At 54.2% G+C, this 20,339-nt stretch carries 31 protein-coding genes; 1 reads left to right on the plus strand and 30 read right to left on the minus strand.

The window, feature by feature from the left end; genetic code table 11:
- Nucleotides 1–130: 130 nt before the first annotated feature.
- The 24 genes from H7B67_RS01260 to H7B67_RS01375 all read right to left on the minus strand — a co-directional run bounded on the left by H7B67_RS01260 (nucleotide 131) and on the right by H7B67_RS01375 (nucleotide 17,211).
- A complete protein-coding gene (locus H7B67_RS01260; RefSeq protein ID WP_185117986.1) occupies nucleotides 131–529 on the minus strand; it encodes a contractile injection system sheath initiator in 399 nt (132 codons plus the stop codon).
- Complete coding sequence (locus tag H7B67_RS01265) at nucleotides 526–819, minus strand: DUF2577 domain-containing protein (protein ID WP_185117987.1); 294 nt, start codon at nucleotides 817–819, stop codon at nucleotides 526–528. Before H7B67_RS01265 ends, H7B67_RS01260 begins: the two co-directional genes overlap by 4 nt.
- On the minus strand, nucleotides 819–1,784 hold the full coding sequence (locus H7B67_RS01270) for an XkdQ/YqbQ family protein (RefSeq protein WP_185117988.1): 966 nt from the start codon (nucleotides 1,782–1,784) through the stop codon (nucleotides 819–821). Before H7B67_RS01270 ends, H7B67_RS01265 begins: the two co-directional genes overlap by 1 nt.
- Nucleotides 1,777–2,466, minus strand: coding sequence for a LysM peptidoglycan-binding domain-containing protein (locus H7B67_RS01275; RefSeq protein ID WP_185117989.1), 690 nt, complete (start codon nucleotides 2,464–2,466; stop codon nucleotides 1,777–1,779). Before H7B67_RS01275 ends, H7B67_RS01270 begins: the two co-directional genes overlap by 8 nt.
- On the minus strand, nucleotides 2,463–4,544 hold the full coding sequence (locus tag H7B67_RS01280; protein ID WP_185117990.1) for a tape measure protein: 2,082 nt from the start codon (nucleotides 4,542–4,544) through the stop codon (nucleotides 2,463–2,465). The genes H7B67_RS01275 and H7B67_RS01280 overlap by 4 nt, the downstream gene beginning before the upstream one ends.
- Nucleotides 4,545–4,613: 69 nt before the next feature.
- Complete coding sequence (locus tag H7B67_RS01285; RefSeq protein ID WP_185117991.1) at nucleotides 4,614–4,964, minus strand: membrane lipoprotein lipid attachment site-containing protein; 351 nt, start codon at nucleotides 4,962–4,964, stop codon at nucleotides 4,614–4,616.
- 233 nt (nucleotides 4,965–5,197) lie between these two features.
- Nucleotides 5,198–5,608, minus strand: coding sequence for a phage tail assembly chaperone (locus H7B67_RS01290; protein WP_185117992.1), 411 nt, complete (start codon nucleotides 5,606–5,608; stop codon nucleotides 5,198–5,200).
- A gap of 13 nt (nucleotides 5,609–5,621) precedes the next feature.
- The gene (locus tag H7B67_RS01295) at nucleotides 5,622–6,089 is read right to left on the minus strand and encodes a phage tail tube protein (protein WP_185117993.1); all 468 of its coding nucleotides are present in this window, start codon (nucleotides 6,087–6,089) and stop codon (nucleotides 5,622–5,624) included.
- Nucleotides 6,090–6,102: 13 nt separating this feature from the next.
- Nucleotides 6,103–7,419, minus strand: coding sequence for a phage tail sheath family protein (locus H7B67_RS01300; protein ID WP_185117994.1), 1,317 nt, complete (start codon nucleotides 7,417–7,419; stop codon nucleotides 6,103–6,105).
- On the minus strand, nucleotides 7,420–7,596 hold the full coding sequence (locus tag H7B67_RS01305; protein WP_185117995.1) for a hypothetical protein: 177 nt from the start codon (nucleotides 7,594–7,596) through the stop codon (nucleotides 7,420–7,422).
- Nucleotides 7,593–8,024, minus strand: a complete 432-nt coding sequence (locus H7B67_RS01310; RefSeq protein WP_185117996.1) for a phage tail terminator family protein — start codon at nucleotides 8,022–8,024, stop codon at nucleotides 7,593–7,595. The genes H7B67_RS01305 and H7B67_RS01310 overlap by 4 nt, the downstream gene beginning before the upstream one ends.
- 4 nt (nucleotides 8,025–8,028) lie before the next feature.
- Nucleotides 8,029–8,460: an HK97 gp10 family phage protein gene (locus tag H7B67_RS01315; protein ID WP_185117997.1), complete on the minus strand. Its 432-nt coding sequence runs from the start codon at nucleotides 8,458–8,460 to the stop codon at nucleotides 8,029–8,031.
- Complete coding sequence (locus H7B67_RS01320) at nucleotides 8,460–8,852, minus strand: DUF6093 family protein (protein WP_185117998.1); 393 nt, start codon at nucleotides 8,850–8,852, stop codon at nucleotides 8,460–8,462. Before H7B67_RS01320 ends, H7B67_RS01315 begins: the two co-directional genes overlap by 1 nt.
- A 3-nt stretch (nucleotides 8,853–8,855) precedes the next feature.
- The gene (locus H7B67_RS01325; RefSeq protein WP_185117999.1) at nucleotides 8,856–9,248 is read right to left on the minus strand and encodes a DNA-packaging protein; all 393 of its coding nucleotides are present in this window, start codon (nucleotides 9,246–9,248) and stop codon (nucleotides 8,856–8,858) included.
- Nucleotides 9,235–9,585 (minus strand): hypothetical protein, encoded by a 351-nt coding sequence (locus H7B67_RS01330; protein ID WP_185118000.1) that lies wholly within the window; start codon nucleotides 9,583–9,585, stop codon nucleotides 9,235–9,237. Before H7B67_RS01330 ends, H7B67_RS01325 begins: the two co-directional genes overlap by 14 nt.
- Before the next feature lie 4 nt (nucleotides 9,586–9,589).
- Nucleotides 9,590–9,766, minus strand: a complete 177-nt coding sequence (locus H7B67_RS01335; RefSeq protein ID WP_185118001.1) for a hypothetical protein — start codon at nucleotides 9,764–9,766, stop codon at nucleotides 9,590–9,592.
- 45 nt (nucleotides 9,767–9,811) lie between these two features.
- A complete protein-coding gene (locus H7B67_RS01340; protein WP_185118002.1) occupies nucleotides 9,812–10,759 on the minus strand; it encodes an SU10 major capsid protein in 948 nt (315 codons plus the stop codon).
- A gap of 6 nt (nucleotides 10,760–10,765) precedes the next feature.
- Nucleotides 10,766–11,413, minus strand: a complete 648-nt coding sequence (locus tag H7B67_RS01345) for a phage scaffolding protein (protein ID WP_185118003.1) — start codon at nucleotides 11,411–11,413, stop codon at nucleotides 10,766–10,768.
- A 75-nt stretch (nucleotides 11,414–11,488) separates the two neighbouring features.
- Nucleotides 11,489–11,797, minus strand: a complete 309-nt coding sequence (locus H7B67_RS01350) for a hypothetical protein (protein ID WP_185118004.1) — start codon at nucleotides 11,795–11,797, stop codon at nucleotides 11,489–11,491.
- Between the two features lie 126 nt (nucleotides 11,798–11,923).
- Entirely contained in the window at nucleotides 11,924–13,531 is a 1,608-nt protein-coding gene (locus tag H7B67_RS01355; protein ID WP_185118005.1) for an ADP-ribosyltransferase, read from the minus strand.
- On the minus strand, nucleotides 13,528–15,006 hold the full coding sequence (locus H7B67_RS01360) for a phage portal protein (RefSeq protein WP_185118006.1): 1,479 nt from the start codon (nucleotides 15,004–15,006) through the stop codon (nucleotides 13,528–13,530). Before H7B67_RS01360 ends, H7B67_RS01355 begins: the two co-directional genes overlap by 4 nt.
- A 15-nt stretch (nucleotides 15,007–15,021) precedes the next feature.
- Nucleotides 15,022–16,260, minus strand: a complete 1,239-nt coding sequence (locus tag H7B67_RS01365) for a PBSX family phage terminase large subunit (RefSeq protein WP_185118007.1) — start codon at nucleotides 16,258–16,260, stop codon at nucleotides 15,022–15,024.
- 189 nt (nucleotides 16,261–16,449) lie between these two features.
- Nucleotides 16,450–16,962 carry a terminase small subunit gene (locus H7B67_RS01370; protein ID WP_185118008.1) on the minus strand — a complete coding sequence of 171 codons (513 nt, stop codon included), beginning with the start codon at nucleotides 16,960–16,962 and terminating at the stop codon, nucleotides 16,450–16,452.
- Between the two features lie 45 nt (nucleotides 16,963–17,007).
- A complete protein-coding gene (locus tag H7B67_RS01375) occupies nucleotides 17,008–17,211 on the minus strand; it encodes a hypothetical protein (protein WP_185118009.1) in 204 nt (67 codons plus the stop codon).
- Between the two features lie 79 nt (nucleotides 17,212–17,290).
- Here H7B67_RS01375 and H7B67_RS01380 point away from each other — a divergent pair, with 79 nt between their 5' ends.
- A complete protein-coding gene (locus H7B67_RS01380; RefSeq protein WP_185118010.1) occupies nucleotides 17,291–17,485 on the plus strand; it encodes a hypothetical protein in 195 nt (64 codons plus the stop codon).
- A 468-nt stretch (nucleotides 17,486–17,953) separates the two neighbouring features.
- On the opposite strand, the gene H7B67_RS31220 is transcribed toward H7B67_RS01380, so the two are convergent.
- Genes H7B67_RS31220 through H7B67_RS01410 form a run of 6 tightly spaced genes read right to left on the minus strand, consistent with a single transcriptional unit; the run spans nucleotide 17,954 to nucleotide 20,149 of the window.
- The gene (locus H7B67_RS31220; protein WP_185118011.1) at nucleotides 17,954–18,427 is read right to left on the minus strand and encodes a sigma factor-like helix-turn-helix DNA-binding protein; all 474 of its coding nucleotides are present in this window, start codon (nucleotides 18,425–18,427) and stop codon (nucleotides 17,954–17,956) included.
- Nucleotides 18,428–18,464: 37 nt separating this feature from the next.
- Entirely contained in the window at nucleotides 18,465–18,842 is a 378-nt protein-coding gene (locus H7B67_RS01390) for a helix-turn-helix transcriptional regulator (RefSeq protein ID WP_185118012.1), read from the minus strand.
- Entirely contained in the window at nucleotides 18,839–19,288 is a 450-nt protein-coding gene (locus H7B67_RS01395; protein WP_185118013.1) for a hypothetical protein, read from the minus strand. The genes H7B67_RS01390 and H7B67_RS01395 overlap by 4 nt, the downstream gene beginning before the upstream one ends.
- Before the next feature lie 5 nt (nucleotides 19,289–19,293).
- Nucleotides 19,294–19,515: a hypothetical protein gene (locus H7B67_RS01400; protein ID WP_185118014.1), complete on the minus strand. Its 222-nt coding sequence runs from the start codon at nucleotides 19,513–19,515 to the stop codon at nucleotides 19,294–19,296.
- A gap of 3 nt (nucleotides 19,516–19,518) precedes the next feature.
- Nucleotides 19,519–19,920 carry a RusA family crossover junction endodeoxyribonuclease gene (locus H7B67_RS01405; protein WP_185118015.1) on the minus strand — a complete coding sequence of 134 codons (402 nt, stop codon included), beginning with the start codon at nucleotides 19,918–19,920 and terminating at the stop codon, nucleotides 19,519–19,521.
- Nucleotides 19,910–20,149: a hypothetical protein gene (locus H7B67_RS01410; protein ID WP_185118016.1), complete on the minus strand. Its 240-nt coding sequence runs from the start codon at nucleotides 20,147–20,149 to the stop codon at nucleotides 19,910–19,912. Before H7B67_RS01410 ends, H7B67_RS01405 begins: the two co-directional genes overlap by 11 nt.
- Between the last annotated feature and the right edge of the window lie 190 nt (nucleotides 20,150–20,339).

Below are 20,339 nucleotides of genomic sequence, written 5' to 3' on the forward strand. Positions count from 1 at the left end.
GATGTACATCTGAGCAAGCTCGGCGGCTGCCGGCGCTAATGCGTCGTAGATGACCGAACCGGGCCGTTTATCGATGTCATCCGATACCCGGTCCAGCATCCGCTGGAGGATCGTGTCATAGGTCTGAGATTCATACATTGGCCGTCACCTCCCCCTGAATTGAGCCAAATATCGAAATCACCGTAAACGTGGCTGTTGCGCTGTCTCCTCCGAACGCGATGGCAAAATTGACGACGTCGCTGATACGATCGTCCTGCAGGAGCGTCTCGCGGATCCGGCGGCGTAACTCCGACTCGACGATGCCGGAGCTTTTCCCTGTGAGCCCGGATAGCTCGGCACCGTAATCAGCGTTATAAATGAGATAAGCGAACCGCTCGGTCTGGAGCGCCTTATATACGGCCTGTTTGACCGCGTCAAGGTTATCGACCAGCGTCGCAGCACGGCCGCGTTCAAAGTCGAGCAGCCATGTCCGCGAAGGCTGTGTGACCTCCACGGTGTTCGAAATATCCTGGCCAGTTATTGGGATCACGTCTCCACCACCCTATCCAAGATGAGATATTTCTGCCCGCCCTGGAGCCGGACGAGCACGACCTGGTCGCCTGCCTGGAGCCCGGGACGGATCACGTAATCGACGCCCGCAATCGTCGCCTTCAGCTCCGTAGTCGCTTCAGTTTGAATTAAAAAATCCGCATCAAGCGTGAACCGTTGATCTACGTTCACTTCGAGCGGATTCGGATTTGTAATTGTCCCGTACTGGACGATGACCGGGCATGACGCCTCTAAGGCGGCCAATGCCGCTTGCTTAATCGCGTCTATCATTAGATCACCTTCAACGTAATCGACATGGTATGTTCTCCGTCAAAGCTGTGCTTTACCTCGTCGACGAGCATCGGTTGGTTGATGCCGAGCGCTTGAATCATGATCGGCAAATACATTCCAGCGCGGACACTGATGTCGCCGATGGCTTCGAGCTTCAGCGATCGCTGCTCGCGATTCTTCAAGGATGCGAGCTGTGTCAGCATCTGGTTGATCTGCGCCGCATTCATGTTTTCATCGACGCTTTGATAGAGCTGCAATACGCCCCATTTTGCAATATTTACGCTGTCTTGGGCCTGATAAATCTCTCTCTTACCCGTTTCTTTATTGTCCTTATAGAGCTTGATCTGATTGTACGTGTCAGAGTCAATGTCTTCGGCGTAATCAAAGCCGGTCAATAAGCTGCCGTCGCCGACGTAAAAGCCGGCCAAGAACTGGCTTACTCGCCGGAGGGAGAGCGCGCCGAAGTCGTCGAAGAACACGAAGAACTGTCCAGCGTTGCTAATGGTTTTCGTGTTGGCCTCTTCGATGATATCGATCAGCGTTTGACCGTCTCTAACCAACGACGGAATGCGGTATCCGGTGCTGTCGATCGTGCCGACCTTCAGCTTGAAGTCGGCCGCAATCTGCTTAATCACGTCGCCCGTCTCCACGTCCTTGAAAACGTACGTATCCTTGTTGAGTAGGTAGCGGATCTGGTCGTATGCCGTGACGCTGATTTCTCCGTCCTGGTTCTGCTTCAGCTTGAATACGTAACCGTAGAAGACGTTGACCTCATTCATCCGGACCCGGACCACGTCGCCATTGGCGATCGAAAATGACGGATCCTGATAGACCCCGCTGCTGATCATGGTGAACTCGATCGATGCCGGCTTTCCGACTCGCGTCGTCGTCCAGGATAATTTTCCGCTGATCGTGGAGACATCCCAGACGCGGCCGTTTTTATTAACGACCACTACCTCAAGCATAGGCCTTACCTGATGTCGGGAGGTTGAGTACCAGCCCAACCCTCAACGTCTTGGTCTGAGCGTCGCTGATTTTGTTAAGCGTCTGAATCTCTTTCCAGCGGGATCCGTCGCCAAGCGTCTTCTGTGCCACCGTCCAGAGTGAATCGCCCGCTGCCAGCGTGTACGTCTTGGGCGGGACTCGATCGTCCGCACGCTTAGGAGCAGATTTGGTTACCGTAGCCTTTGCGTTTGTCGATTGGACCGACGTCACCTTAACCTGTTGGGCGGCGTAGAAGCGATACTCCTTCAGCTTCAGGGTGTATTCAATGTCGCCGATCGCCCCAGCCTTTTCGCGCCATTCAAAAGATTCGATGCTGGCTGGAATGTTGACCTCCATCGTGCTCCCTGTGTACACGAATCGGATCGGTCTCTTGGTCTCCCACCACCGCATGAGATAATCGACGTAAGCCATAGGCTCAAGCACGATCGCGGCCGTGATAAAAGGATTGGTATTAGCAGGGAAGAAGCTCTCGATTGTATACTCCGCCAGGCCGTGGTCCTTGATCACATTGATTTTGCCAAGGCCGAAAACGTCGTGGCTGGCGCCATCGCCTCCCGTGCTCGCCCCGATCTCCGCGGGCAGGATTGGAAGCTCGAAGCCCTCCTGCTGGTTGTTCCAGCTGAGCCAGATTCCATAGGTCATAGCACATACACCCCTTGGGCCGACGAGGCGATTGTCTCATTTAAGCGCTCGCCGATATTTGCGATGATCTCGTCTACCGAGCGGCCGTCCTGCCTGACGTGTGTATCGCCGAACGAGAAGTTCGGCTGTAGCGTCACGAAGTTCTGGATGTTCTTCATCTCGGCCAGCTCGCGCATCATCTTAAGGTCTTCGCTCGAAATGTCGACGGTGCTGTTGATCTTACCGACCTCGTTGACCTTGTTGATGTTGTTCGCTCCTTCGCCCGGTGAGAACATCGACACGCCGGAATAAGGCGCCGCAAGGGTCTCTTTCAGCTTATCCTCATCTTTCTTACGCTTCTCCTCCCGTGAGCTCAACATGTCGAGAACCTTCTGCTCTCGTTTTGCCGCGTTTTCTGCTGCTTCCTTCTTCATTTCCTTAACTTCTTCTTTGCCCGCTTGCTTGATTGCTTCGGCTTCAGCTGCCGCAGATGCCGAAAATTCTACATCATCAATAGTGTCCAGATGTACACCTTTAATTTTGTTCAATTTATTAATCAGTTTGTTAATTCTATCGATAGACCCGTTAACGAGTCCCTCCATCAGCTTCAGAGATTCTACTTTCGCCCACTGAAAACCATTTACAATCCCGTTCCCTACAATCTGAAAGAATATAGGGATCTGATCGAAGAAGTTCAGTATATTGTTCCATCCTCGGATCAGTGCCGCCGCAAATTGATCGTTGGTCTGCCAGAGTTTAACAAGCCATACGATAAGCCCGACGATAAGCGTGACAAGGAAAATGAATATATTGGCTTTTTGAGCGGCGTTCAAACCTCGCCATGCTGCTGTCAGCCCCTGTGTCACGAGGGTCTGGGCGAAGATTGCCGCCGTCAGAATGCCAGTCCAGACCGATGCGAGAAACTGGCCTCCTGCGGCCAGTTTCGTAGCTACTAGCCAGGCCGTGAACGCGGCCACGATCCCCCAGACGATGGGTTCGATTGTCGGCCAGTTATTCGACATGAAATCGTATATCTGTGCAATCAGCGTTGCCATATAGACCAACCACGACACCGCAGTCGAGATTCCACTCGCTAATCCGTTGAGTAGGTTTTGCCCGCTGTCGCTCTGGATGTATGCCGTCAGCTTCTCGACTTGTGCTGTAATATTCCTTAAAGGTCCGTCCGCCTGATTCAAGGTTCCGACCCATGTTAACAGCGAGTTTTTTAGAACGGTCATCGCGCCGCCGAAAGTCATGGGCATCTGGTTAAACATCTTATCGATTTCGCCGCTTTGTTTTTCGAAAGCCTTTACGATAACGTCAGCCGTAAGCTTGCCATCGGCACCTAATTGCTTAAGCTGTCCCCTAGCAACGCCCATGCCTTCCGACAACGTCTTCAACAATAACGGCGCGGCCTCGCTGATTGACCGAAGCTCGTCACCTTGCAGGCGACCGCTACCGAGTGCTTGACTCATCTGCAGAATTGCGATTTCCCGGCTAACCGTATTGGCCCCACCAGCTACCAGCAGCTTATTAAATCGTTCGGCGAATGCGAGCATTTGGTCGTTGTCCTTAAATACTCCCTCAGTAAACATCCCGAGCTTAGAGACAAGATCCGAAGTTGCCAAATAGCTTGCGCGAGTTTCATTAGCTGTATCTAGGACTTGTTGTTGCAGTTGGGCTTGCGTGCGTAGGCCATCGTTAATAAGAGAAAGCCGGGTATTCGCTCCCAGTACCTCATCCGCCAAACCCATTCCTTGCGATATGAAGTCCCAGCCTTTTCTAGCTAGCTCGAGCCCTTGATTAAGGGCAATAATTGAGAATCCCATGGACTTAAACGCGGATTCGCCTTGCCGGATGGACTGGTTAAAGCGATCCTGCGAGTTCTTCGACTGATCAATCTGGCGGTTAATCTCCGCCTCAGCCTGGGCAATACGCTGCTGAGCAGCTAGGAGAGCCTTGTCGACGTTCACGTTCTGACTCGTTACGCTCTCCAGCTGCCGCATGGTATTAATCATGATGTTCATGCCCTGGGTGATGCTTTTCATGGGTCTCGTCATAGAGTCGAACAGCTTAAGCGTCGAGGACACCGTTGTCATTCATTTTCTCCCCCTTTCAGCGATAATTGGATATAAAAAAGCACCCCAGTGTGGGATGCTTGAATTTTCTTATTTAACACTCTCGAATATTTCTTTTGCCTTTTGGCTGTTCGTTTCAAGAATGAACCTTCCGGATGATGGCCAGTCTTTCATTGTTGGGTCGTTTGATACGGCATTTTTCCTATCTTTGTTGCTTTCATACTCGTATATTTTTACCGGGGAATTATCAATATAGAAAATAACGCCATTAATAGCTTGAGCCATTTCATACATTGGTTTCTCTTCCGGATCCACCGGAATCCCCTGGTCAGAATAGGCCTTGATATAATCGTCCAAGGCTATAATACTTTCTTCTGATTTAGACGAACATCCGGCAAGAACTAAAATTGCTAGCAGACTAAGAACAATGAACTTTTTCAAAAATGACCCTCCCCTTTTGACAAAATCGCCTATATTATACCATTGAATTACGAGGGAGGGTCATTTCTGTTTCATTTTAGAAGTTTCCTTCTTCTCTGCCTCGATCCGCACATCGATTGCGGCCATGACAAAAGCTTTCTCCTCCCGAGGCATGTCCATGAACTGTCCCGGGAGGATACGCAGTTTGTGGAGAGCGTAGTACGCATAATTCGCGTCCGAGTCGCCCTCCAAGATCAGTTTTTTGCTTCTTCGACCAACGACTCCATATCGACATCAAAGCCGCTGAGCTTCTGGATGTGCTCCGCGAGCGCCGCGATCTCCCCGGCCAGCAGCACCTTATTCAGGTACTCCTCCGGCGTTCGGCAGCCCATCTTCGCGATGCTGTCCGCGTGCTTGAAGTCAGGCACGACGGTATTGTTGATAATGACCGCCGTATTGAACTTCTGAGCGTCGAATTCCACCTTACGTCCTTTCTTGACCTCGGTAGACCGCCGACGAACGTCTTCGAACTCCCGGTTCGTCATAGCCCGGATAGTAAACTTCATCGGGTTGCCGTCTTTATCGCGGAAGCGAGCGGAAATGACGACTTCGTCCCTCACGTCGTCGATTGGATTGGCGTTCAGAAAATCCTGCAATGTACTCATAATGTCCTCCTGGTTATGCGCCCGTAATGGCGTTGAATTGGTCAATCAAGTCGTAATCCGAGAAGGTGAACGGCATTTCTTCGTCAAGCATGTCGTCGCTGGTCGCGTCGAACTTGGCAGCTATGATGCTGTCCAAGTTGCAGCCCATCAGCATGGCCGTTTGCTTGCCGGATCCGGAATTCGGTTCTTCGTTCGTGATCTGGAGGTCGAACCAGAAGTCTTGTCCAGTCTTTACAAAGTTCCTCATGAGCTGCCGGAAAACCGAAGTCACATAATAAACCGTCAACGTTCCGGAACCCTTCCAGCCCGCGGACCGAGACCCCGTGTTCGTCTTTCCCAGAACCGGGACATCGACCTTATTCTTCTCGATCGTGGCTTCGATGGATTTCGCGTAGAATAACTCCTCGACCCGACCATTGATCGTGGCGTATGCCTTCGCCTGCTTGCCGCTGATCGCGTCAGATTCGCGCATGAAAGCCATATTGTCTCACCCCTTAGCGGACCGTTACGGTCATGTAGATTTTTTCGATCGAGTCAACCGGCTGAATCCATTGATTGACGACCACCGCGTCGGAGTCGGCACCGGGAAGCACTTCGAGATCCGATTGGCTGTCGAAGTTCTGGATGGCTCCGATCCCCACGTACTGGTTCGTCAGGTTGATGATCTCGCCCTTGAACAGGTTTCGGCCATCTGCGTTGTTGCCTACCTTGCCGATGTACGACGAGGCGAACACGCGCATATAGTCGTTCTCCAGGCCGTCCACGACGCGCAGGACTCGGTTCTTGGAAAACGCCTTGCCTTTGGTTGGCGAGAACGTGTGCAGCGTGTTGATGTCTTGTTCGACGACAGCTCTACCATTGTTGGCCGTGAAAAAAAACTCACCAGCCTGCAGCGCCGATACGATCTGGCTGTTCGTGTACTTCGGCGTCACGTCTACCGCGTCGTCATAAGCGTCATAGGTTAGCGATTGGTTCGCAGCTGCCCCAGCCGTCGCTCCGGCCACCCACGCGACCGCCTGCGCTGCTGTGAGCGTTGTTCCGTCCGAAAGCACCACCCCGTTCTTGACGCTAATCACGCCCTCGTGGTCGGCCGTAGGATAGTTCTCGACGACGGCCTGGATCTTCTTGCCCTCATCATCCCGCATGCGTTTCACGAACGTAGCAACGACCGACTTCGTCGAAGCGTCGGTCACCGTCAGTCCCAGCGTGTTGAAGTCGTGGACCTCGATCGCCTCCAGGTAGTCGAGATAGTCCTGCGCGGCTGGGATCCCGTCTGCGCCGCCCGTGAGCGGAGCTCCAGCGGATGCCGTCAGCGCACCCGTCCCGGACCAGATGACCCAATTGTTATCGATTAGCTCGTCCGCAGTTGCGACCGTCTGTGCATCCTGCTCGACGCCGGCAACCAGCGTCTTTACATCGTACTTGGTGCCATCGTCGATGTTGGACTGGATGACGATGCTGAGGTCGTTACCGCGCACGCCGCCGTATTTAGCCGTCGCGGTCAGAACATCTACCGTCACGGTTGCCGCCGTGCCTCCGGCAAGGCGATAAATCAGCGCCGTCTTGGCGCGCTTCAGGGCCTCCCGGACTGGTAGCAGAGTTGGATCTGTGATGGGATACCCAAGCGTCTCGAAGGTATCTTCGCCGGCATTAACCGTGACGACTTGTTTGGCCGGTCCCCACGAGAGCGAGAGCGGCATCGTCACGACGCCCCGGTCGCCGATCGCTCCGGACGCTTTCGCTTCGCTTACCGTGTTAATGTAGACGCCAGGCCGGACTTTGTTTTGACTCGTCCATGTTCCTCCTGCCATTTATATCACCTTCCTCTTCGCGTAATCGCTGATCAACTTCTGGGCCTGATCAACCGTAAGGCTTTCGCCATCAGGCATCAGAGCCCGGAGTACGTCCTTCTGCGCCGGCGTAAACTGCTTCGACGCGAGGAACTGCGCTTTCGTATAGGTCGCCTCGGCTTGCTTCTTAGCAGTCAAAGCTTAATCTCCTCCCGTACGTTTAGGGTCTGCATAGCCGGAACATCCGGCGGCGACGCCCAAACTTGAAAATTGTAATTAACGAAGAAGTGGAGAACCTCATCGACAACTTCGAACCTCATTCCCGTCCCACGGACCGGACGGCCGGCGACATGGATTTCCTGCAGCGCGGACGTCAGCTGCTCGGCCATCGCGTACATATCATCGTTTTTTCGCTCAGGCGCGAAATAGTGAACGTCGAACGGATGGGTCCGCTGATAGCGCCGTCCTAGCTCCTGGGTGTGAGCTGGTTCAAGCAGCCGCACGAAGAAGCCCGGCGGGCTCAGTTGCTGCTTGATTTCTTCGCCGAAGATCGGCACATCCGGGAACGCTGCGTTCAGGGCGGCATTGACGGCGTATCGCACGTCATTGATGGTTACCTGCGGCATCGTATCATCCTTTCTTCGGCGGTCGCCCGTTCATGAGGTCGTTCAGAAGCTCAGCCATGCGCTTATCCAGATACCGCGGCAACTCTCGCTCAATCTCTTGCATGCTGATCGTCATCATGAAGCGGCCCTCGACCCATTGCGTGAGGTCGGCGCCCGTCCGATGGCCAAACTCGACGAACTGGGCATAATCCGTGTTGTTGTATATCTCGACAACGTAGGCGTCGCCTTGGCGCTCTACGCGGCCGACCTGCCAATTGCGGCGAAGGTCCCCGGAATCGACCGGGGTCCGCTTCTTAATCTTTCGAAGGGACCTCATCGCCATCTCGAGCAAAAAGTCACGGATAAACCGCTCGATGACGCGCTCGTCAAGAGCCTTCTGGAAGGCGCCGGCCATACGTTTTAGCTCGCCAAAATCGAAGCTTCCCCACTTGGCCATCACGCCCACTCCTTGCGCTGGATGCTGACCTCTTGGTGGGTCGAGTAGAGGAACGGCTCGCCGGCTGCATATTTCCTCGGGGCCGCGATCGGTTCCCATCCGGTCGGCGCGATTCGCCCCCGGATAACCTCCACCATGTCACCGTGCCGCAGCTCGAGCTCCGGTGCGATGAACAACTTGGTCTCATACAGAACGTCGTTCTGCGCCTCTGTCTGGCTGTTCTGAGCGAGCGCCTTCTGCGAAATCCGGCAAGGTTGATCCGAGTAGATTGCTTGCGCTTCCTGCTTTGTCTCGTGGGTCACCGGATCCTTGACGCTCATGTAGCGGTAAACGGTCGCCCGGTCCGTGTACAACCGCTCGATTGCTTGGCGATGTCCGGTCAGGTTGACCATTGATCACCACCTCAGCTTTCGATGAGCGTGAAGATCAGCCTTATAGTTCAGCACGATCGCATCGATGACAGATTTATTCGTCGCGGTTATCTCTCCGGAGCTCCCGGCAGGCGCCGTCGATGTGTCCCCGATCTTCACGCTCATGTTGTTAGGCACGTTTTCAGCGATACCAGGTACGTCGGACTGCTCGACCCGGAGCGCATCCATGACCATCGATGCCCAAACATCGCTAAGATCGTCAGGGATATCGATGATGTTGCAATAATGCCGAATACGCCGGCCGATCTCCCGTACGTAGGAGTCTATCAGCGTATCCAAGTCGTTATTTGCGATGCGGAACCGAGCCTTTACCGTCTCCCGCACTTCGACCGCATCGGCGATATCAAGCGTCGCCATTGCCTTTGCCGCTCTCTTGGCCAGGCTCCATGTCGCCGCCCCCGCCGCCTGTGGCGGCTGCCTCAGCCTCTGCGATCTCCTCGCGGAGCCGTTTCGCTCCCTTACGCTCTACGTTGGCGACGCCGAGCTCCCGCGCCCGTTCCCGCAGTTGTTCGAGTTCTGTATCAACTTCATCCTCGTCTTCCGGCTCCGAGGATCCGGAGTAACCCGCGGCCTGAAGCTTCTGAATCACCGATGCTTCAGTGGAACGGAATTCGCCGTCCACAAACTTTGCAAGCTGCTTGCCTGCTTCTTTATCCCAGACGATAAGCGACTTTTTGTCGGATTTGAAAATCATATAATCACGCTCCTGCCGATGCCGCAGCTAACTCATCGATGGCGCCTTGCACCGTCGTAGCAGTCAGCCCGCTAGTCGTATTGTTGTACGTCGTTACACCGTCCACAATCTGGATCAGCAGCCGACGGAGCTCCGGAGCGATTCCGATCGCTTGCTCGATTTGCTGCTTCAGTTCTTCCATGTCTGCGCCTCCTCTGAAAGAGAAAAGAGAGGGTCAGCCCCTCTCTTACTCTCCATCATCCAAGTTGGTGATGCTGCCATGCATGAAGCCCGGACCGTGATCGAGACCGATTTGTCCGTAGATTTGACCTTCGTCCGCAGCTCCCTTCTTGCCCAGTTCTTCGAAGAAGAAATTGCCCTTCTCCGGTACTGGCTGGAACACCGGAGCAACGACGGACATTTCAGCTACAAGCAGCGACGTCGTCGGGTTGAAGCGGTTCAGCATGATACCGATGTTCCCGAAGTCGGTCTCGATCTGCTTGATATTCACACCGCCGATATTGCGATCGGTTGGCGCATAACCGTAGATATCCGACACAATCTGCTTGTTGAAGGCGTTCAGCCAGAGGACAACATTCGAGAAAATCGCTCCGTTGGCGTACATTTCGCGGAACAACTGCTGGAGCAGCGGCTTCGAGAGCCGAACGCCAGCCGCGTCGATCGTGGTTCCCGCCGCTTGGTACATGCCGCGGGTCTTGTTAGGCACGTTTGCGGCCGTGGCGATTTGGTAGGTGCCGTTAAGGAACGTCCATTCGACATCGCGGCCGATCTTTCCGAGCTGCCTAGCGATTTGGAAGTCCTTCTCGCTCGGTGCGTTGTTCTGCGCGCCCGCGGTGTTAATGCCGCTAAGTCGCCCTCCGTTGGACTGCTTCGCATACGTCAGCGAAACAGATTCTTGGAAGATCTGCGTAACGTTCTTGGATTGGTCACGCACATAGTTGATGGCAGTCGGCGCAGTCACCGATGCCGACTCCGAGATAGCCGGCTGAGTGGCTTCCGGATATTCGTAGAGCGAACTTGTCGCGAATTCGAAGTTCTGCGTCTGGAGGCCGCCGCCAGTAAGCCCGCCGATCATCTGCAGGAATGGCGTATTCTCCGCGTCGGCCGTGAAGAGCTCTCCGGAATAGTTCGGAAGGTTCCAGACAGTACCTTGTCCGCTAACGTTTGTAGGCATTTAAAATCATCCTTTCTCCGACACCTGCAAGGCGTGGATCTGATTTTTGATCGAAATCTGCAGCGGCATGTTCTTGCTCTCTACCGCTTTCGTATAAGCGTCTTGAAGCGCGGTTAGCTCCGGCGACGTACTAAAATCCGGGTCGCTTCCGCTCGGCGGCTTGGCGCCCTTAAACTGCGGCTTTTGTTGTTCCTTGAATAAGAACGGCTTGCCAGTCCGGAGCCCCTTCAACTGGTCATCGAGACCTGTCTTTACGTTGCCGGCTTCGTCCAGCTCGATCTTGGTCTTGTCCAAGAGGCCGACGACCAGATCAGGATCATGGGTATCTGCGGCAAGCGCTAACTTTAGGGCCGTCGACATCCGCAGGTCCTTGATCTCGTTCTCATAGTTCTGCTTGGCCGTCTTGTTCTCGCCCTGCAACGTCTCGATTTGCTTCTTCAGCTCCTCGTTATCGCCGACCGATTTTTTCAGGTCTTCGAGCTGCTTGTCGCGATCCTTCAACTCGTCCTCAGCCTTCTTTTTGGCCGTATTGACTTCATCGAATCGATGCTTCGGGATCCAGTCCTTATAGTTCGTCTCCACCCCCTCGGTGATTGCCTTGATCTGGTCCCCGCTCAGCCCTTGAGCTTCTAGCAGTTTCTTTAGCCATTCCATCTTGATCATCCTCACTTTTTAGCCCGGTTGTGTCCGGTAATTTAAATGGGCCCCGGCAGTCTCAGCCAAGGCCCATTAGGCGGTGATTTCTTCGTATGTTCCTTCAAAGTCAGCGGCCTTTACCGCGGCGAGTTTACCGTCCTTGTCTTTCACGATGTAATCGCCAACGGCCGCAACCAAGACGTCCAACGAGCCGCGAATAACTCGAAGTTTGACGCCGTCACCCGTATAGTCGACGGAGATCGGCAACCCAACGAATTCAATGATTTCCTGAATATGTGATGTTTCGGTGCTCTCAAATTTGATGGCATCGAAATAATAGCTGCGCCGATACTGTTTAATCACACCTTCGCCTCCCCCTATTTTTTTTTTTTGAGCAAACAAAAAGCACCCTCCAAATTGAGAGTGCTCACTTATTTGCTTGGCTTATCTTTGTTCTGATCCTTATTGGCTGGCGGCTTCGTAATGACGATTTCGCCTGGCTTGCTCACGAACCGGTCGAGCCGGTCATTATCGATCGGCATACCCCAGCACCTCCACGATAAGATTTATCTTGCCGTTTTCTTCTTCGGCACTTTCGATCCGGTAAAGCATCCCCTTATCCAGCAGGAACTCGTACTCGCTATCCTTAAAACTGCTCAGCGGATTAATCATGGCGCCCTTCGTTCCAGCGGGGACGTGGATCTCCATCTGAATCATGCCGCTGAATTGCCGATCGGAGAGCAACGTCGTGGACCAGAAGGCTGCATCCGTGAATTCGACTCCCGGGAGATCCGCCGCCGGCGCGCCGAATATATTCTGCGAGAGCCCTCGATACGCGGTGATGTTCTCGGTTAAATTGAACTTTCGAATGCCCGAGCTGATCAGCTCAGCGATACGATCGAGCTGTTCATCGCCCTCAGCTTGACGTAGGTTCTGGTTAATCTCCCTATAGGAGCTGCCCGTGTATCGCCGGATCGCCTGCTCTTCTTCCTCCGTCAAGCTTTCGAGCCATTTCGGAGTAACCTTCGCTTCCCAATCCTTCACTTCCTTGGCGTTGCCGAATGATCGGTATTCGATTTGATCAATTATACCACTTTTTGGCGAATCTGTGGAAGAAACGTATTTTTCGTACCAGTCCTCGTATGTCATATTCCCCGGTACGGTATACGTCATGCCGTCTTCGCCACGCGCTATCCGCTCGCCCGGGTCGATCTCGTCCTCGAAGAACGGAACCGTCGTCGTCCGGCAGCGGGCATGGAGCGGCGGGTAATTGACGCCGACTTCCATCTCGGAGAGCTTGAACACCTTGCCATCCATCGCCCGGCAGGTCTCGCTCGTTTTGTTGTCTAACGTTGCGAGAAGTTCGTAATCATCAACGACATTGCTAGCCTTGTATCCGGCCATGGTAGCCTGTCCCGCGAAAAAGGCGCTTTCCGTCTGGACGAGGCGCTCAGCGTTCGAATAGGAGACATCCATGCGAGCCGAGACATCCTGAATCGTCTTCTCCGCGCTCTCTCCCCGGATGAAGGCTTGAGCAAGCTTTGTCCGCAGCTCCGTGACCAGCTTGTCCCGGTAGCCCCAAATTCGCTTGCTCCAGTTACTGCCGGCAAACTCTGTACCGAGAACCGTCTGTAGCCCTTCCTGGTCGATCTTGGCGAACGTTGCCCCGATACCGATCCCCTTCTGCAACTCGAAAATTGTCCGGTAATAGGTATCGGTGTAGACATCTCCCAGGAGCTCGCCTGTGCCTGCCTGGCGCTTTCCGGCGAGTAGCTCGACAGATTGTCGCACCTCCGTCATGAGCGCTTCATAGCGGCTCACGCGGACGCGGTAATAAGCCTCGTTGAGCTGCTTGGTCCATCGGCCGTCTGCATTGTCCTTAGCCTTCTCGATGAACTCTTCCAGCGTCAGCTTAAACTGCCCGAGCTCACGGCCAGAGAGTTGTCGGCGCGCCTCGGCGAAGCTGACCTCGCCGTTCTCTGCATACCTCTGGTAGAATACCTCGATCGCTCGCTGGATCTCCTCGGCCGCCCTCGCATACTCCCGTTGCATCGTCGCATCGTAGGCGTCAGCTTTGGCAAACTGCCGGGCTGCTACCTCTTCGCTACGCCTTTGCCAGTAATCAGCCGGCTTCATACTGCTTCACCTGCTGGATTGGGTTCTTCGGTGCCTGTCCGACGGGCTCCGAGCGTGCCATAGTCGTCCATAGCCGTCTCGCGCTCTTCTTTGATTCGATCGAGCTCGTCCTGGGCATCGGTTACCCAAGGATGATTGGCGACGATCGTCTCGTCGGAGATCACACCGACGCTTGACTTCGCGTTGTTGATTGCCTCAGTCTCGTTGATCAAGATGTCGCGGTTAAAGATAAACGTGACCTTCTCGCCCTCGAAATCTCCAGCTCCGCTATTTGCCAGATGGGCATTGATAAACCAGAGCAGCTGCCGCAGCGCAAACTGGAATTCGGTCTCGATCATATTGCAATCCATGTCGAGATCCGCATACAGGAATTTGAGCGCGATACCCGATGGATCCCCGCCGAACCGGTCGGACTGGGTATCAACCCCGCGGCCAAACTCGTAAATATCCTTTCGGCTCTGCTCTTGATGCTGCTTATGCGCTTCCGGGTTCAAATCGGCAGAGAGAGAATCAAGGCCGCCATCGTCAGACACCTTGACCGCCCTGTAGGCCAGCAGGTTTTTCCGGAATTCCCCGAGGTTGGTCCCGTCGTAATTCTTCAGAATCAGGATGTCGTCCGGCGTGTCCTCTAGCTTGTTCGAGTTATCGGACTTCTGACGGTCATAGTCGTCGATCAGCGTCTTGATCTGCTCGAGCAACCCCTGCTCCTCGGCGTTGTACTTGAAGCAGATGAACGGAACCTTTGTCCAGTTGTACGGCAGCTCCGCTCCATCTGGATTTACGATGACGAAGTGCGGGCTGTATGCGCCGCATTCGATATCCGGGATCGCCTGCTTATCCTCGTACACGTAGCGGTAAACGCCGCTGCTGTCCCAGTATTCGACCTTGGTCACTTTCTTGCGGGCATCGGCTTCATACGTAATGATCGAGTAGACGCGGATCATGGCGTCCAGCTCCGTATGATCGTTGTCTCGCCATAGCGGAATCAGCTCTTGAGACGGAAACCGCTTCAGGCGAAACGCTCCGTCCTCATCGTAGTACGGATGCAGCCAGGCTCGCCCCTTCTGGATGCATTCTTTTCCGAGATTCTGCAGTTGACGTTGAAAGTCGTCGTTCACATAGTCCTCGGTCAGAATGTCCAAATACGCCTTGTTTTCAGCCTGAACCGAGATCAACTTCGATAGCAGATATCCAACCTTCTGATCTGTCAGCTTCTTCATAAAGCCATTGACCAACTTGTTGTTCGCCACGTTCTTGACCTCGACAGGCTCCCCATCTGGGCCGATCGCGTACTTCTTACGGTACAAGATGTCAGGCTTGTTGCGGTAGTAGCGCTCGCCGGTCATCATCCAAGAGAGCTCTTCCGAGCCTAGCCAGTCCTTGACGGCGTTGTAGACGATCCGGTCCTGGCCCATCGGGGCGTTCGCCGCCAAGTTGGCCAGTATGGCATCGGTCTGAGTGGGTCCGAATAACATGGGTCTCCTCCTTTCCTAGTTGAATGAGATTCCTGGTCGCTTCATCTCATCCTCGAGCGCGTAACGAACCGCGTCGATCGAGTGGTTATCACGGTCCGGATACCCCTCTTTCCAGCCTCCATTGCCATCCGGATCGAGCTCGTATCCATCGAACTCCCGAGCCGTATTCGGGCAGCGGACCGGGTCGATGATGATCTCGTCCAGATCCTCGAGGAACTTCATCCCGTGGTCGACGCTGTCCGGGCCTTTCTTAGCGCCCTTGATGTTCACGCCGAGATTCCGCAATTCTGCAATCGTCCGCGGCTCCGCGCTATCGGCCGTGACTTGTCGATTGGACTTGTTCTCGGCGTTGATGCCATCGGCCAGCTTCCGGTTAGACATCCCTGCCTTGTGCAGCTCGTGAAAAATAAAAAGACGCCTACGAGTGGCGTCGAAGTGCATGACTCCGTAATGTGATGGATGCGAAGCGAACCCGAAGTCGAGCCCGCGTTTGATGCGGTCGAACGACGCGATCTCCTCGTCGCTGATCCGGCGCAACGTAAGGTTACGGAACACCTCACCGCCGGTCCCCGTGTCCTCGCCGAGGTACTCGTGCCGATACGCCAACTCGTTACGCTCTCGTAGGCTCTCGGCTTCGAGGAAGAACTGCTCGCCGAGCCAATGTCGCGGGACGCTGCGATAATCGCTGTGATGGGCCAGCCAGTCCTTCGGCGGATTCTTCCGGTACTCGTGAACCCAGCGTTTCCGGCTCTTCGGCGGGTTGTAGGAGTAGAACACCCGGTAGTCGTGCCCGCCGCGGAGTAACGTCTGGTTGATCGATCGAATATCCTCAACCCCGAACTCATCCGCTTCCTCGTACCAAACGTATTTGAAAAAGCCCTTGCGAAGCCGCAAGGACTTGATCTTGATCGGGTTGTCTGCGCCTCGGAATATAATCCGCTGCCCGGTCGGCTTGTAGACGATTTGCATCGGCGAGACTCGTGCGTCGAAGAGATGGGGAACGCCGAGCTTGTCGATCGCCCAAACGTACGACTCGTACACGGACTCGCGAAGCGTGTCCTTGACTTTGCGAAGCGCAATCGCATTCGCATCCGGGTCGGCGATCATCCCGAGAACGATCTCTGTCGGAGTGAACGATGACTTTGTCGAGCCGCGTCCGCCGCTCAGCAAGAAATGCGTAGCCGCGCCGTTCTTCACAGCGTGATGGACTTCGTAAAAGCTCGGCGCGATGAGTTCTGTAAGCTTCACCTGCATTTCAAATCAACCACCTCCGGGCGGACATCTGTATCAAATTCCCGATTTTGTGCATATGTCTAATCGTCCGATTCTCGTATTCAGCCATTTTCGGCCGTCTGTGGCGATTAGCACCCGGTACTTCGAGTCGTTCCCGATGCAGAAATAGTACAGAAAGTGCAAAAGTGCGTATCTCGCGTTTACTCCGCCTTACTCCGTTTTAGGCGGCGACTTGTTTGGCACGTCGTCGACGATCTGAACGGCCCCCTGTACGTCGACCTGCTGCTTGTCGATCCACATGCCGAACCGCTTGCCAAGCAGCTCGAGCGCCTTGATCTTGTCAGCGAAGCGGACTTCACGCTCGACACCTTCGCCTTCCTCGAATGGGATCGTCTTCACCTTAACCGAGGCAATTGCGGCGGTGTCATCTTCTGAAGCATCTTCCATAATTGTCGCATTGCCCATGCTCACCAATTTGGTCGGATCCAAGAAGGCGATGCGGGCGAGCTCTCGGATGATCCGTTCCTGGTTGACTCCCGTTCGCCTTGAGTGCTCGGCCATTCGCTCGTCTATGTACGCGCGAACCTTCGCATTGCTCAACAATCTACTTCCTTGCTGTTCGGCTGAATTTGAACTGTATCCAGCTCGAATAGCTGCCTGAGTGGCATTAAGATCAACTAGGTACTCGTCAGCGAACCTTTGCTGTTTCTCCGTCAAGCTCATTCGCATAGCCTCCTTTCGGTCAAAATAAAAAGCACCCGAAGGTGCTTAGAATCCTACCTCAATTGATCTAATTTCCGAAACCTTTTTCGCCTCTTTAGTCGCGTTGTTCACTACAACCATTGAGGAGTTTTTTTGTTGATCGTTAAGAACAAATGCAATTTGCTCTGCTGACAGCGCTACGTTAGTTTGCTCATAGCTCCATGATGTTCCGTCATTAAAATGATAAGTAAGCTTGTACAGTTTTGACACGGTCTCACCTCCCGAACCTATCATACATCATCTTCCATAATTCGCCAATGTGTGATAAAGATAGAGAGAGGTGATCGCTTTGTTCAAGCCAGGCTTCCTGCTAGACACTCCCGAAAAACTCCGTGCCGCCATGTTCAACGGCTCGAACGTCACAATATGGGAGAACGGTAAGATTGCGGACTATGGCGGTCCGATCGAAGCCATTAAAGACGAATTCGTTCGGATCGGCGGGATTTACTACAACAGCCAGCAGCACGAGTTCCGGATCCGTTAACGCGGCCGCCTCGGGATCTGCTTGACCATCCGGCCATTCTTCCATACCTGAATAGAAAGCCCCTTGATCTTCCCCCTTATCGAAAAGAGAAGTTGAATTGCTTCCTCTCGCGGCATCGGCGAGCCTACGCGCTTGCCGTTGTATGCAAGATAGTAAACTCTCAAAAATAAACGCCCTTGGAAAGATATTACATCAATCAGGATTTTACATAAATCTACATTTTGTATGGAGCCACGCCGCACCGCCCATTCGCGGCAGGAGGAAGGAATACGGCTCTGTTCCCGTAACCTTGCGGCGTGACTGGAAAATGAGGGATTGTCAGGGTAGAGGGAAAACCCGCAGCTGAAGCCGCGGGCTCGAATCGCCTCTTCAGGATCTTGTAATCCGGCCGTTGCCGTGTGCCTGTGGACGATTGTGTTTCCCTACCTATAATGCCGTTTCGTACGGGATATCGTACGGGATAAAACCTCAGAGCCCTTGTGCTACCTTGGATTTGGCGTTATCGACGTAATACTGAACCGACCGTTTTTTCAGCTTCAATTCCTCAGCGATGTCGGCTAAGCTCATCCCATGCGCCGTATGAAGCAGAAAGCATTGCCTCTCCCGCGCCGACAGCTTCATCAGGATCCGGACAAGCCGGACCTTCTGCTCCTCGGTAACCTGCAGCTCCTGACGCTCGACTTGCTGCTTCGGCAAGAGGTCCATATCCATCAGGATCGCCCGGCTGTACGCGTCATGGATATCGATGCCGCGGCGCCGGTTCGGCTGCCTGCCTGTCCGCAGCCACTCGATGCCATAATGCAGGTCGGCAAGCATGTCGTCGACTACCTTCAGGTCCGGATGGGGCTCCCCCTCTGCATCTGGGTTCAGCCGCTCCCGGTATTGCCGAAGGCGTCGCTCGCTTTCCGCGTATTCTTTTCTCAACTCCTTGATCCAGGTCACGTCCTCACCTCGCCTCGCCCCTTCATATTCGCTTCCATCACGCTAACCCAAGTTGAATGATCATCAGGTTCAGCGTCACCTTGTCCAAATTCAGGCGTCGGGCGAGCTCCCTGCGAGGGATAATCCCATAATGCCCCCGGATGTAATCCTCGTACCCGTCAGGGATTACCAGTGTAATCCCCTTCTTCGGTTCGATAGGCACTTCGTTATCCCCGGCAATGTCGTAGGTATCAAGAAGAACCTTGCAGGCCCCTTTCCCCGTCTCCGATCGCTGGATTACAGATCGTTCAACGAGTCTTGTCACAATGCCCCCGACCTCGTAGATGCTGATTCCGAGCTTTTGGGCGATTTCCTTGCGCGTCATGTTGACCCGGAGCATCTCCACGATGTAGGATTCCTTCTTCGTCAACATCATGACACCGTCACCCCCGCCAGCTTCTCAGCTCGGAAGAAGTTGCCGAACCGATCTCTCTTCGGAATGCCGTTCTCGTCGACTTCTCTAGTCGCCGGATTAACCTCCATGACCGTGTAGCACTCGTGGCATTCGGTCGTCTTGTCGTGCAGCCCGATGTATTGGTTTCCGGAATGATTGCAATTGGGATTCGGGCACCAGTAACGCGTCCGGTAATGCGGGATGCCATTCTTAAACTTGATCCCGGTCTCGTACCACTCCGGCCGAGGCGTGTTCTTTTCGTCGGGCTTTGGCCTCTCCCGCTGTATGACGAGCGTGCCTTCCCCGTTCATTTCCCGGCAGTAGCCGAAGAACGCCGACACCGCGAATTCTTGCACGGCTTCCGTCGGGTCGATCAGGTGCAGCTTGTCCTTTCCGTCCGAATGCTTGATCTCTATGCTGAGCTTCATGTCGCTCACCCTGCCTTCCGCTTGTCGTATACTTCCTCCAGCCATTCGACCATCATCATCATCTGCAGGATCGCCAGCCGGTGCTCGCCATACTTCCGGCACAATGCCCCCGCGGAGTCCGCGACCCATTGCCAGAAGGCTGCGCTCTCCATCCCGTGCTGCATGGCCGCCTGGTTGGCCGCCTGAATCCACCTCTCCACGTCCGCGAAGAACGCTTTATAGTCCATCGCCTACAGCTCCTCGATCCTGACGTAAATGCCCGGCTTCGCCGCCCAGAATTTCTCGATGATCTCGGAGGCGACGATCGCGTCGTCTTTCCAGAAACCCAGGTCGGTCATGATATCGAAAGGCAGCTTGTTCAGGTTGTGCGTGTCCGGCTTTGTCGTCTTCCACTCGCCGTCATAATGTTTGCTGCCTTCCTTGATCGGGAATAACCACTTCACGACGACCCGGAGCGCGCCGGTATACTTCTTCGCCGGTACATGCTGCCCAAGGTGCGCCGTCAGCTTCGCCCGAGCCGCCTTCAGATCGTCGGGCTCATAGAAGACCGGCTTCCCGTTCACGATGGCTACCTGCTTCTCCTGGTGCGTGGCGGTCGGCGGCTTCATCGGCATGAAGAATTCAGTTGCCATCGCCTTGTTCCTCGAGCATCTCTTCCCATTCATCGAGTGTCCCGCGGAGGTAGCTGGCAGCCTGGTCATCGGCAAATAACGCCCCTCTGTCCAAAACGAATTTGACAATGAACTTGCCGTCCATTTTGACGCCGAATTGAAGTTTTCCAGCTTTATCAAAACAACGCATGAAGTAATTTCCGAACTCTACCGTTTCAGGCGTTTCAATCTCCCAATATTTTTTCGTCATGGAATTCGACCTCTTTCCTCTTCACTCTCGCGCCAACGTAAGACAAACGTGAGTGTAGGGGGGATAGCCGACCGATAAGGGGAGGCGGCAAATCCCCTTCTCACTCACTTACGTTTACACTAGTAGATTAGTCATAGTTTTATTTATTACATCGCGCGTATATATAAGGGGCTTTCGGCAATCGGCAATG

Origin of the sequence: Cohnella thailandensis (genome assembly GCF_014212135.1) — a bacterium.
Classification (GTDB): Bacteria; Bacillota; Bacilli; order Paenibacillales; family Paenibacillaceae; genus Cohnella; species Cohnella thailandensis.

What these genes read in the sequence shown, in the direction of transcription:
- H7B67_RS01355 (WP_185118005.1), bottom strand. Translation starts at nt 13,531, where the DNA reads ATGAAGCCGGCTGATTACTGGCAAAGGCGTAGCGAAGAGGTAGCAGCC.
- H7B67_RS01275 (WP_185117989.1), bottom strand. Translation starts at nt 2,466, where the DNA reads ATGACCTATGGAATCTGGCTCAGCTGGAACAACCAGCAGGAGGGCTTC.
- H7B67_RS01290 (WP_185117992.1), bottom strand. Translation starts at nt 5,608, where the DNA reads ATGAGTACATTGCAGGATTTTCTGAACGCCAATCCAATCGACGACGTG.
- H7B67_RS01320 (WP_185117998.1), bottom strand. Translation starts at nt 8,852, where the DNA reads ATGGTCAACCTGACCGGACATCGCCAAGCAATCGAGCGGTTGTACACG.
- H7B67_RS01395 (WP_185118013.1), bottom strand. Translation starts at nt 19,288, where the DNA reads ATGAAGCTCAGCATAGAGATCAAGCATTCGGACGGAAAGGACAAGCTG.
- H7B67_RS01280 (WP_185117990.1), bottom strand. Translation starts at nt 4,544, where the DNA reads ATGACAACGGTGTCCTCGACGCTTAAGCTGTTCGACTCTATGACGAGA.
- H7B67_RS01315 (WP_185117997.1), bottom strand. Translation starts at nt 8,460, where the DNA reads ATGGCCAAGTGGGGAAGCTTCGATTTTGGCGAGCTAAAACGTATGGCC.
- H7B67_RS01330 (WP_185118000.1), bottom strand. Translation starts at nt 9,585, where the DNA reads ATGATTTTCAAATCCGACAAAAAGTCGCTTATCGTCTGGGATAAAGAA.
- H7B67_RS01300 (WP_185117994.1), bottom strand. Translation starts at nt 7,419, where the DNA reads ATGGCAGGAGGAACATGGACGAGTCAAAACAAAGTCCGGCCTGGCGTC.
- H7B67_RS01405 (WP_185118015.1), bottom strand. Translation starts at nt 19,920, where the DNA reads ATGGCAACTGAATTCTTCATGCCGATGAAGCCGCCGACCGCCACGCAC.
- H7B67_RS01270 (WP_185117988.1), bottom strand. Translation starts at nt 1,784, where the DNA reads ATGCTTGAGGTAGTGGTCGTTAATAAAAACGGCCGCGTCTGGGATGTC.
- H7B67_RS01345 (WP_185118003.1), bottom strand. Translation starts at nt 11,413, where the DNA reads ATGGAATGGCTAAAGAAACTGCTAGAAGCTCAAGGGCTGAGCGGGGAC.
- H7B67_RS01410 (WP_185118016.1), bottom strand. Translation starts at nt 20,149, where the DNA reads ATGACGAAAAAATATTGGGAGATTGAAACGCCTGAAACGGTAGAGTTC.
- H7B67_RS01335 (WP_185118001.1), bottom strand. Translation starts at nt 9,766, where the DNA reads ATGGAAGAACTGAAGCAGCAAATCGAGCAAGCGATCGGAATCGCTCCG.
- H7B67_RS01400 (WP_185118014.1), bottom strand. Translation starts at nt 19,515, where the DNA reads ATGGACTATAAAGCGTTCTTCGCGGACGTGGAGAGGTGGATTCAGGCG.
- H7B67_RS01310 (WP_185117996.1), bottom strand. Translation starts at nt 8,024, where the DNA reads ATGCCGCAGGTAACCATCAATGACGTGCGATACGCCGTCAATGCCGCC.
- H7B67_RS01340 (WP_185118002.1), bottom strand. Translation starts at nt 10,759, where the DNA reads ATGCCTACAAACGTTAGCGGACAAGGTACTGTCTGGAACCTTCCGAAC.
- H7B67_RS01360 (WP_185118006.1), bottom strand. Translation starts at nt 15,006, where the DNA reads ATGTTATTCGGACCCACTCAGACCGATGCCATACTGGCCAACTTGGCG.
- H7B67_RS01370 (WP_185118008.1), bottom strand. Translation starts at nt 16,962, where the DNA reads ATGAGCTTGACGGAGAAACAGCAAAGGTTCGCTGACGAGTACCTAGTT.
- H7B67_RS01295 (WP_185117993.1), bottom strand. Translation starts at nt 6,089, where the DNA reads ATGGCTTTCATGCGCGAATCTGACGCGATCAGCGGCAAGCAGGCGAAG.
- H7B67_RS01265 (WP_185117987.1), bottom strand. Translation starts at nt 819, where the DNA reads ATGATAGACGCGATTAAGCAAGCGGCATTGGCCGCCTTAGAGGCGTCA.
- H7B67_RS01390 (WP_185118012.1), bottom strand. Translation starts at nt 18,842, where the DNA reads ATGATGTTGACGAAGAAGGAATCCTACATCGTGGAGATGCTCCGGGTC.
- H7B67_RS01365 (WP_185118007.1), bottom strand. Translation starts at nt 16,260, where the DNA reads ATGCAGGTGAAGCTTACAGAACTCATCGCGCCGAGCTTTTACGAAGTC.
- H7B67_RS01325 (WP_185117999.1), bottom strand. Translation starts at nt 9,248, where the DNA reads ATGGCGACGCTTGATATCGCCGATGCGGTCGAAGTGCGGGAGACGGTA.